This is a genomic window from Streptomyces xiaopingdaonensis (assembly GCF_000262345.1).
Taxonomy (GTDB): Bacteria; Actinomycetota; Actinomycetes; order Streptomycetales; family Streptomycetaceae; genus Streptomyces; species Streptomyces xiaopingdaonensis.
This window is the reverse complement of sequence record NZ_AJTQ01000050.1, coordinates 1-9,714: the sequence shown is the minus strand read 5'-3', so window position 1 is coordinate 9,714 and position 9,714 is coordinate 1. Positions and strand designations below refer to the sequence as shown.

Genomic DNA, 9,714 nt, shown 5'->3' with positions numbered 1-9,714 from the left:
GCTCGGACGAGCCGCAGGCAGGCCCTTCGGTCCTCGCGCCGGGGAAACCGGGCGAGTCGGCGAAGACGCTCTCCGCCGACGAGGCGCGACGCAAGGCGGGTGAGCAGACGCGCCCCAACGCGGCCGACCACGCGTACGTGCGGCACATGATCGTCCACCATCGGCAGGCACTCACCATGACGAAGTTGGCCGAAAAGCACGCAGCGAAGGCAAAGGTGCGCAAGGTCGCCGACCGCATCCGCGCCGCACAGGGCCCGGAGGTGAAGGCGATGCAGGGCTGGCAGCGCACCAACGGCCGTGCGGCCGGAGGCGGTTCGGACCACGACCACGCGGCGATGCCGGGGATGGCGACCGGCGCACAGCTCGACCGGCTGCGCGCGGCGCGCGGCGCCGAGTTCGACGCGCTCTTCCTCGACCTGATGACCGCGCACCACCGGGGCGCGCTCACCATGGCCCGCGAACTGCTCGCCGAGGGGAACGACGTGCGCGTCGAGGAGATGGCCACGGACGTGCTCGCGCAGCAGCGCGCCGAGATCGGGCGGATGAAGAAGCTCGGCTGACCCGCCCGCCGCCGTCAGCCCGCCGGGATGCGCACGTACCTGCCGAGGACGCCGAGGTCGGCCTCGATCGCCGCGGCGGCCTCGCGGAGCGAGGGCAGCAGCGCACTCCGGGACTCCTGCGGCGTGGAGCGCCCCGAGTGCGTCGAGACGTTCGCCGCGGCGACGACGCGTCCGGAGCCGTCGCGGATCGGCACGGCGAGGGAGCGCAGCCCCTCCTCCAACTCGTCGTCGACGAGCGCGTATCCGGCGCGGTCGGCGTCGCGGACGAGCTCGTCGAGCCGGCGGGCCGAGGTCACCGTCCGCTCGGTGAGCGGCGCCGGGTCGGCGGCGCGGAGCAGCGCGCGGCGCGCGGCGGCCGGCAGGCCGGCGAGCAGCACCCGGCCCATGGACGTCGCGTAGGCGGGGAAGCGCGTCCCGACGGTGATGTTGACGCTCATGATGCGCACGGTCGGCACCCGCGCGATGTACTGGATCTCGCCGCCCCGCAGCACGCTCAGCGACGCCGACTCGCGTACCTGCGCGACGAGACGGGCGAGGTGCGGCTCGGCGAGCTGCGCCAGGGTGTACCCGGAGAGCTGCGCGAACCCGAGCTCCAACACCCGCGGCGTGAGCCGGAATCCGCCGCCGCCCGCGACGACGTAGCCGAGGTGCTCGAGGGTCAGAAGGGATCGGCGCGCGGTGGCGCGCGCGAGCCCGGTCGCTTCGGCGACCCGCGTCAGGGGGGCGCTGCCGTCTGCCAAAGCGGTGAGCACCGCGAGTCCGCGGGCGAGTGACTCGACGAACTCCGGGCCGAGTTCGCGCTTCGGCTCGCGGGTGCGGGCCGAAGCGTTCCCCGACTCCTCGCACTGGCGCGAAGGCGCGCGCAGCGCCTCCGACATCTCCGCCACGACGCCGGTGAGCCGGCCGAGCACGGCCTGCTCCAGCGACTCGGCGCTGTGCCTGCTGGTGTGGCTGACCACGCTGACGGCGCAGACCTGCTCGCCCCCCGCGTCGCGGACCGGCATCGCGAGGGCGAGCAGGCCGGGTTCGATCAGTTCGTCGTCGAGCGACCAGCCGCGCTCCCCCGCCGTCTCGATGCGCCGCGCGAAGCAGGAGGCCGCGTCGACGTGGGGCGGGGGAAGGGCGCCGAAGGTCTCGTCTTCCGCGTCGGCCTCGCGGCGGGCGCGCCAGGCGGCCCACTGCTCCTCGTCCCAGTCGGCCGCGAACAGGGCGCCGGGGGCGCCGCGTTCGGCCGGGAGGAGGTCGCCGGTGCGGAAGGTGAGGGACATCGCGCGGCGGCGGGTCGCCTGGTGGACGAAGCGGACGCCGTCCCGGTCGGGGACGGCGAGCGAGACGGACTCGTCGAGCTCGTCGGCGAGGCGGTCGGCGAGGCCGCCGAGCCGGTCGGCGAGACCCGTCGAGGCGATGTAGGCGTTGCCGAGTTCCGCGAGCCGGGGGGCGAGCGCCACCTCGCGGCCGTCGAGGCGTACGTAGCCGAGCCGCGCGAGAGTGCTGACGAGGCGGTCGACGGAGGAGCGGGCGACGCCGAGCGCCTTGGCGAGCTCGCTCGCCTGCCGCGCGCCGCCGCCCGAGGCGAGGGCGCGCAGCAGCGCGAGGCCGCGGACGAGGGGGCCGACGACCTCCCGCGGCATCCCCGGGGGGCGGCTGGAGGGCGGGGGCATCGGCTGCTCCGATCTGCTCTGCGCCGGCGCGCCGGCAACGGTCCGGTGGACGGCTCCGCCGAGAACCGTACCGACGGGGGCCATTGACAGTGCCGTTGCCCCGGGGTGAGACTTCGAGGCGTCAGTGAACATTAGTTCACCAGGCGAACAAGCGCAAGCGCGACCCTCCGACGGCACCGAACAGCGGTCGCCTGAGCCGCGCCGAGCAAGGAAGCAGCCAACAGATGGACAAAACGGCCTCTTCGGCCGCCGCAGCCGTGCGGGACGTGCCCAGCGGGGCGTCGCTCGCGGTCGGCGGATTCGGCCTCACCGGCGTGCCCAACGTGCTGATCGACGCGCTCCACGAGCGCGGCGTCGACGGTCTGCACGTGGTCTCCAACAACTGCGGCGCCCTGGACACCGGCCTCGCCGTACTCCTCGCCGCCGGGCGCATCGCCCGCGTCACCGGCTCGTACATCGGCGCCAACCAGGAGTTCGCGCGCCAATACCTCGCCGGCGAGCTGGAGTTGGAGCTCATCCCGCAGGGGACGCTCGCCGAGCGCCTGCGAGCGGGCGGCGCCGGCATCCCGGCCTTCTTCACACCGGCCGGCGTCGGCACCACCGTCGCGGACGGCGGCATGCCGTGGCGGTACGACGGCGAGGGCGGGGTGGCGGTCGCCTCGCCGGCCAAGGAGGTCCGCGAGTTCGACGGGCAGGAGTACGTCCTGGAGCGCGGTATCCGTACCGACTTCGCGCTCGTGCGGGCCGCCAAGGGCGACCGGCACGGCAACCTCGTCTTCAACAAGTCGGCGCGCAACTTCAATCCGCTCGCGGCGACGGCGGGGCGCACCACGGTCGCCGAGGTCGAAAAGCTCGTCGAGCCGGGCGAGTTGGACCCCGACACCGTCCACCTTCCCGGGATCTTCGTACAGCGCGTCGTCGCGCTCGCGCCCGAGCAGGCGCGGGAGAAACTCATCGAACAGCGCACGGTCTCCGCGCGCGCGGACGAGGCGGTGTCGGTCTGATGGCCTGGAGCAAGGACGGGATGGCCGCGCGCGCCGCGGCCGAACTCCCGCACGGCAGCTACGTCAACCTCGGCATCGGGTTGCCGACGCGGATACCGAACCACCTGCCCGAGGGCGTCGACGTCGTGCTGGAGTCGGAGAACGGGCTCCTCGGCGTCGGCCCCTACCCCGCGGAGTCCCAGGTCGACCCGGACCTGATCAACGCGGGCAAGGAGACCGTCACCGTGCTGCCCGGCTCCTCCTTCTTCGACTCCGCGCTCTCCTTCGGGATGATCCGCGGCGGCCACATCGACGTCGCCGTCCTCGGTGCGATGCAGGTCTCCGCCGCCGGGGACCTCGCCAACTGGGCCGTCCCCGGAAAGATGATCAAGGGGGTCGGCGGCGCCATGGACCTGGTGCACGGCGCGCGCAGGGTGATCGTGCTGATGCAGCACACCTCGAAGGACGGTGCGCCGAAGCTGCTCCCCGAGTGCGACCTGCCGCTGACCGGGCGCGGCTGCGTCGACCGCGTCATCACCGACCTCGGCGTCCTCGACGTCACGGCCGACGGGCTCGCGCTCGTCGAGACGGCGCCGGGCGTGACGGTCGCCGACGTACGCCGGCGGACGGGGGCGCCGGTGCGGGTGCGCCTCGGCGCGGAGGAAGGGGAATCGGTATGAAAGGCCTGCGCGACGTCTACCTCGTCGACGCCGTACGCACCCCGGTCGGCAAGTACGGCGGCGCCCTGAGCGGAGTGCGCCCCGACGACCTGGCGGCGCACGCGCTCGGCTCCCTCGTCGAGCGCTCGCCCTCGCTCGACCCCGGCCGGATCGACGACGTCGTCCTCGGCAACGCCAACGGCGCGGGCGAGGAGAACCGCAACGTGGCCCGGATGGCCGTGCTGCTCGCCGGGCTGCCCACCTCGGTGCCGGGCAGCACCGTCAACCGGCTGTGCGCCTCGGGGCTCGAAGCGGTGCTCCAGGCGGCGCGCGCCATCGCCGTCGGGGACGCCTCGCTCACCGTGGCGGGAGGCGTCGAGTCGATGAGCCGTGCGCCCTGGGTCGTCCCCAAGCCCGAGCGGGCGTTCCCCGCCGGCCACCAGGAGATGTTCTCCACGACGATCGGCTGGCGGATGGTCAACCGCCGTATGGAACCCGGCTGGACGGTGCCGCTCGGCGAGGGCGCCGAACTCGTCGCCGACCGGCACCTGGTGACGCGCGAGCAGCAGGACGCCTTCGCGCTGGCGAGCCACGAGAAGGCGGCGCGCGCCTGGCGGGACGGTCTCTTCGACGCGGAGATCGTGCCGTACCCGGGCGTCGGGCCGGAGCGGGACGAGTGCGTCAGGCCCGACGCCTCGGCCGAGGCGCTCGCCGCGCTGAAGCCGGTCTTCCGCAAGGACGGCGGCACCGTGACGGCGGGCAACTCCTCGCCGCTCAACGACGGTGCGAGCGCGCTCCTCCTCGCCGACGAGGACGGGCTGCGCGCCACCGGGCGCGAGCCGCTCGCACGCATCGGCGCGAGCGCCGTCACCGCGCTGGAGCCGCAGTACTTCGGGCTCGGCCCCGTCGAGGCGGTGAACAGGGCGCTGGCCAAGGCCGGTCGGAGCTTCGACGACCTGCTCACCGTCGAGCTCAACGAAGCGTTCGCCGCGCAGTCCCTCGGCTGCCTCGCCGAGTGGCCCGACCTCGACCCGGCGCGCGTCAACCCGCGGGGCGGCGCCCTCGCCATCGGGCACCCGCTCGGCGCCTCCGGCGCACGGCTCGTCACCTCCGCCGCGCACCAACTGGCGGCGGCGGGCTCGGGGACCGCTCTCGCGAGCCTGTGCATCGGAGTCGGACAGGGGCTGGCGCTCGTCCTGGAACGGTGAGGGCCGCGCCCCGCACGCACGCACTACGAAGGAGCCGCCGTGTCAACGAGACCGCAGGACCCTCCCGCCCTCACGCAGAGTGCGATCGACGCCGAGATCGCGGCCGAACGCGACGCGTACGCCGAGCGCCTCGCCGACGGCCTGCCGCCCGTCCACCATCCCGACCGCGGGTACCGCCCGTACCGCTCCAGCGTGCTGCGCCATCCCGAGCAGCCGCTGGTGGCGGTGGACGACCCGGAGGCGGTCGAGCTGAGCGGGCCGGTCTTCGGCGTCACCGACGTCACCGCGCTCGACAGCGACCTCACGAGACAGCACCTCCACGAGCCGCTCGGCGAGCGGACAACCGTCACCGGGCGCGTCCTCGACCGCGAGGGACGCCCGGTGCGCGGCCAGCTCGTCGAGGTGTGGCAGGCCAACGCGTCCGGCCGCTACGCGCACCAGCGCGACGACCACCCGGCGCCGCTCGACCCGAACTTCACCGGAGTCGGCCGCTGCCTCACGGGCGAGGACGGGGCGTACGCCTTCACCACGATCAAGCCGGGCGCCTACCCGTGGCGCAACCACGACAACGCCTGGCGCCCCGCGCACATCCACTTCTCGCTCTTCGGCACGGCGTTCACCCAACGCCTCGTCACGCAGATGTACTTCCCGGGGGACCCGCTCTTCCCCCACGACCCCATTTTGCAGTCGGTCACCGACGAGTCGGCCAGGCAGCGACTCGTCGCGGCGTACGACCACTCCCTCTCCTCTCCCGAGTGGTCCCTCGGCTACCGCTGGGACATCGTTCTCGACGGACCTTCCGCCACCTGGGTCGAGGAGGGACGCTGAGATGACGGTCCGCCGGCCGACCCCCTCCCAGACCGTGGGCCCCTTCTACGGCTACGCGCTCCCCTTCCCCGAGGGCGAGACGCCCGCCGCTGCCCACCACCCCGACGCCGTCACCGTCCACGGCAACGTCCACGACGGCGCCGGCGCACCCGTGCCCGACGCGCTGCTGGAGTTCTGGCAGCCGGGGCCCGACGGCTCACGGACGGGGGCGCCGGGCTCGATGCGCCGCTCCCCCACCGATGCCGGGTTCCTCGGGCGCAACGGCACCGACTTCACCGGCTTCGCCCGCGTCGCCACCGACGCCGACGGGCACTTCGCGGTGCGCACCCTCCCGCCGGGCGGCGTCCCGTACCTCTCCGTCGTCGTCTTCGCCCGGGGTCTCCTGCACCACCTGCACACCCGCGTCTACCTTCCGCGGGCGCTCGCGGAGGCACCGCGGGACGCGCTGCTCGACTCGCTGGCGGAGGAGCGCAGGCGGACCCTCCTCGCCGACGAGGAGGGCGAGCGGCGCTACCGTTTCGACGTCCGGCTCCAGTCCGACGGAACGCACGAGGAGACCGTCTTCCTTGCCTTCGAGTGAACTGCCCACCACCGGCGCCGACCTGGGGCTGCTCTCCCCGGTCCGCGCCGGCTCGGCGGCCGAGGCGGCGACGGGCGACGCCGCGTACCTGCGAGCGATGCTCGACGCCGAGGTCGCGCTGGTGCGCGCGCAGGCGGCGCTCGGCCTCGCCCCGCGGAGCGCGGCGGAAGCCGTCGCCACGGCCGCGGCGCGCCAGGAGACCTTCGACGCACGGGCATTGGCGCTCGCCGCTCCCGCGGGCGGCAACCCCGTGATCCCGCTCGTCGGCGCGCTGCGGCGGGCGGTCGGCGAGGTCGACGGGGACGAAAACGCCGCCTGGTACGTCCACCGCGGCGCGACCAGCCAGGACATCCTCGACACCGCCGCCATGCTCGTCGCCTCACGCACCCTCGGCCCCGCGCTGGAGGACCTGGCGAGCGCCGCGGCACACCTCGCCGCGCTCGCCCGCGAGCACCGCGGTACGCCGCTGCCCGCGCGGACGCTCAGCCAGCAGGCCGTCCCCACCACCTTCGGGCTCAAGGCGACCGGCTGGCACAGCCTGCTCCTCGACGCGCACGCCCGCCTCTCCGCCGTCCGCGACGGGCTCCCCGCCCAACTCGGCGGCGCAGCGGGCACACTCGCCGCCTTCCACACCGCGGCCGAGCGGGCCGGCGTCCCCACCGGCGACCTCGCGCCGCGGCTCCTCTCCGCATACGCCGAGGAGACGGGACTCGCCGAGCCGCTCCTGCCCTGGCACACGCTGCGCACGCCCGTCGCCGACCTCGCGGGCGCCCTCGCCTTCGCGGCGGGGGCGCTGGGGAAGGCCGCGCAGGACGTACTGGTCCTCTCGCGCACCGAGATCGGCGAGGTCGCGGAGGAGGCGGGCGGCGGCTCCTCCGCGATGCCGCACAAGGCGAACCCCGTGCAGGCGGCGCTCGTCGCCTCCTGCACGCGTCACGTGCCCAATCTCGCGGCGGTGTTGTACGGATCGCTCGCCGCGGAGGACGAGCGGCCCCCGGGCGCCTGGCACGCCGAGTGGCAGCCGCTCCGCGAGGCGCTGCGACTCGTCGGCGGGGCCGCGCGGGCCACGGTCGGGCTGGTGCAGGGGCTCCGGGTGCGTCCGGAGCGGATGGCCGAGAACCTCGCGCGTACGGGCGGGCTCGTCGTGAGCGAGCGGCTCACGGCCGAACTCGCCGCCGTGCTCGCTGCGCCGGACGCGGGCGAGGTGCTCGACCGGGCGGTGGCGCGCGCCTCCCAGGAGGGCTCCCCGCTCGCCGACGTGCTCGCCGAGGAACCCCGGGTGGCCGCCGTGCTCCCCGTCGAGCGGCTGCGGGAACTCCTCGACCCGGCCGGCTACCTCGGCGCGGCGCCCGCCCTCGTCGACCGCGGCCTCGCCCGCCGCTCCCCCGCGCCGCCGACGCACCCGTAGACGGAAGAAGAGGCACACCTTGTCCGCCAGCACCCCCCGCCTCCACCACCGCACGGACGGCCCCGCCGGAGCGCCGCCGCTGCTTCTCGGCCCGTCGCTCGGCACCTCTCTGGCGCTGTGGGACCCGCAGGTGCCGGCGCTGGCCCGGCATCACCGCGTGGTCCGCTACGACCTGCCGGGGCACGGCGGTTCCCCGGCAGGTCTCCTCGGCGCGGGGGCGGGCGTCGCCGATCTCGCGGCGCTCGTCCTCGAACTCGCCGACGGGCTGGGGATCGACCGGTTCGCCTACGCCGGGGTGTCGCTCGGCGGTGCCGTCGGGACGTGGCTGGCGGTACACCGTCCCGAGCGGATCGCCTCGCTCGCCCTCGTCTGCTCCTCGGCACGGTTCGGGGAGCCCGAGGGGTGGCGGGAGCGGGCTGCGCTGGTGCGGTCGGAGGGCGTCGGGGCCGTCGCCCGCTCCTCGCCCGAGCGGTGGTTCACGCCGGCGTTCCGGGAGAGCGCGACCGCGCGTGCGCTCGTCGCTGACCTGCGCGCGACGGCCGCCGAGGGGTACGCCGCCTGCTGCGACGCGCTCGCCGGGTTCGACCTGCGCGACGCGCTGCCGCGGATCGCCGCACCGACGCTGGTCGTTGCCGGCCGCGACGACCCGGCGACGCCGCCCTCGCACGCAAGGCTCCTCGCCGACGCCATCCCCTCGGCCTCGCTCACGGAGCTCGCCCGCGCCGCCCACCTCGCCGGCGCCGAACGCCCGGGCCCCGTCGGCTCCGCGCTCCTCACGCACCTCACCGAGGCGGCGCCCGGCACGGAGGACGAGCCGCCCACCGACGACGACGGCCGCCGCGCCGCCGGCTCCGCCGCCCGCAGATCCGTGCTCGGGGACGCGCACGTCGACCGGGCGCAGGAGCGCACCAGCGCCTTCACCGAGGTCTTCCAAGACTTCATCACCCGCTATGCCTGGGGCGAGATCTGGACGAGGCCGGGGCTGCCGCGGGCCACCCGGAGTTGCATCACGCTCACCGCACTCACCGCGCGCGGCCACCACGACGAACTCGCCATGCACGTACGCGCCGCGCTCCGCAACGGGCTCACCCGCGAAGAGATCGGCGAGGTGCTGCTGCAGACGGCGGTCTACTGCGGGGTGCCGGCGGCCAACTCGGCTTTCGCCGTCGCCGACCGGGTGCTCAGGGAGCAGGACACCGACGGCTGACGGGGCGCAACAGCCTTGCGCAGCCGGCTGCTTCAGCCGACGCCGACCTTTGCGAGGAACCCCCGCAGGTTGCCGCGGAGTCGCTCGATCCGTTCCTCGACGCCGATGGTCTCCCGGTAACTCACGCCGACGCCGGTCTCCTTCTTTCCCCGCACGTAGAGCGAGCAGTCGAGGTCGGCGCAGAGGTACACGCCGACCGTGTTGCCCTGCCGCCCCGCGGCGCCCGTCCGCGGCGCCGCGAGCAGCGCGACGCCCGTACCCGGGTGCGAGGTGAGGCAGAGGGAGCAGACGGTCGTCTTGGCCCCGGCGCGGTGGACACCCTGCGAAGCCCGCAGCACCACGCCGACGGGCCGGCCCGCCGACTCCGCGACGAGGTATCGGCGGTCGGGCGCACCCGGATCGCGCCAGCCGAGGAAGTCCAGCTCTTCCCAGGGGCGTTCGGCCAGGTCCCGCGGGATGTTGATCCTCTTCGCCTCCCCTTTCGAGCAGTTGACGAAGGAGGCGCGTACGGCGGGCTCGGCGAGACGGTTCATGACCGGCGACCCTAGGGAGCGGCCGGTCGGCCTGTCACTCGGTTTTCCTCCGCAGGGCGCCCCAACGGCTGTGCGGCGCCCGTGTTG

At 74.8% G+C, this 9,714-nt stretch carries 10 protein-coding genes; 8 read left to right on the top strand and 2 right to left on the bottom strand.

The features are described from left to right. Positions 1-560: DUF305 domain-containing protein (locus UWG_RS0103625; RefSeq protein WP_016905845.1), on the top strand; the 560-nt coding region annotated here is incomplete at its 5' end. A gap of 14 nt (positions 561-574) precedes the next feature. Here UWG_RS0103625 and UWG_RS0103620 read toward each other — a convergent pair. Then, positions 575-2,221, bottom strand: a complete 1,647-nt coding sequence (locus UWG_RS0103620) for an IclR family transcriptional regulator domain-containing protein (protein WP_029391134.1) — start codon at positions 2,219-2,221, stop codon at positions 575-577. A gap of 224 nt (positions 2,222-2,445) precedes the next feature. Here UWG_RS0103620 and UWG_RS0103615 point away from each other — a divergent pair, with 224 nt between their 5' ends. The 7 genes from UWG_RS0103615 to pcaDC are packed head-to-tail and all read left to right on the top strand — an operon-like array spanning position 2,446 to position 9,094. Continuing rightward, positions 2,446-3,225: a CoA transferase subunit A gene (locus UWG_RS0103615; protein WP_016905843.1), complete on the top strand. Its 780-nt coding sequence runs from the start codon at positions 2,446-2,448 to the stop codon at positions 3,223-3,225. Further along, on the top strand, positions 3,225-3,884 hold the full coding sequence (locus UWG_RS0103610) for a CoA transferase subunit B (RefSeq protein WP_016905842.1): 660 nt from the start codon (positions 3,225-3,227) through the stop codon (positions 3,882-3,884). The genes UWG_RS0103615 and UWG_RS0103610 overlap by 1 nt, the downstream gene beginning before the upstream one ends. Continuing rightward, a complete protein-coding gene (locus UWG_RS0103605) occupies positions 3,881-5,071 on the top strand; it encodes a thiolase family protein (RefSeq protein WP_016905841.1) in 1,191 nt (396 codons plus the stop codon). The genes UWG_RS0103610 and UWG_RS0103605 overlap by 4 nt, the downstream gene beginning before the upstream one ends. Positions 5,072-5,110: 39 nt before the next feature. After that, positions 5,111-5,899, top strand: coding sequence for a protocatechuate 3,4-dioxygenase subunit beta (gene pcaH / locus UWG_RS0103600; RefSeq protein WP_016905840.1), 789 nt, complete (start codon positions 5,111-5,113; stop codon positions 5,897-5,899). A gap of 1 nt (position 5,900) precedes the next feature. Continuing rightward, the gene (gene pcaG / locus UWG_RS0103595; protein ID WP_016905839.1) at positions 5,901-6,479 is read left to right on the top strand and encodes a protocatechuate 3,4-dioxygenase subunit alpha; all 579 of its coding nucleotides are present in this window, start codon (positions 5,901-5,903) and stop codon (positions 6,477-6,479) included. Then, entirely contained in the window at positions 6,466-7,887 is a 1,422-nt protein-coding gene (gene pcaB / locus UWG_RS0103590; protein ID WP_016905838.1) for a 3-carboxy-cis,cis-muconate cycloisomerase, read from the top strand. Before pcaG ends, pcaB begins: the two co-directional genes overlap by 14 nt. A 19-nt stretch (positions 7,888-7,906) precedes the next feature. Beyond that, positions 7,907-9,094: a bifunctional 3-oxoadipate enol-lactonase/4-carboxymuconolactone decarboxylase PcaDC gene (gene pcaDC, locus UWG_RS0103585; protein ID WP_016905837.1), complete on the top strand. Its 1,188-nt coding sequence runs from the start codon at positions 7,907-7,909 to the stop codon at positions 9,092-9,094. Between the two features lie 32 nt (positions 9,095-9,126). Here pcaDC and UWG_RS0103580 read toward each other — a convergent pair whose 3' ends face one another. Beyond that, positions 9,127-9,627 (bottom strand): FBP domain-containing protein, encoded by a 501-nt coding sequence (locus tag UWG_RS0103580; RefSeq protein WP_016905836.1) that lies wholly within the window; start codon positions 9,625-9,627, stop codon positions 9,127-9,129. Positions 9,628-9,714: the final 87 nt, after the last annotated feature.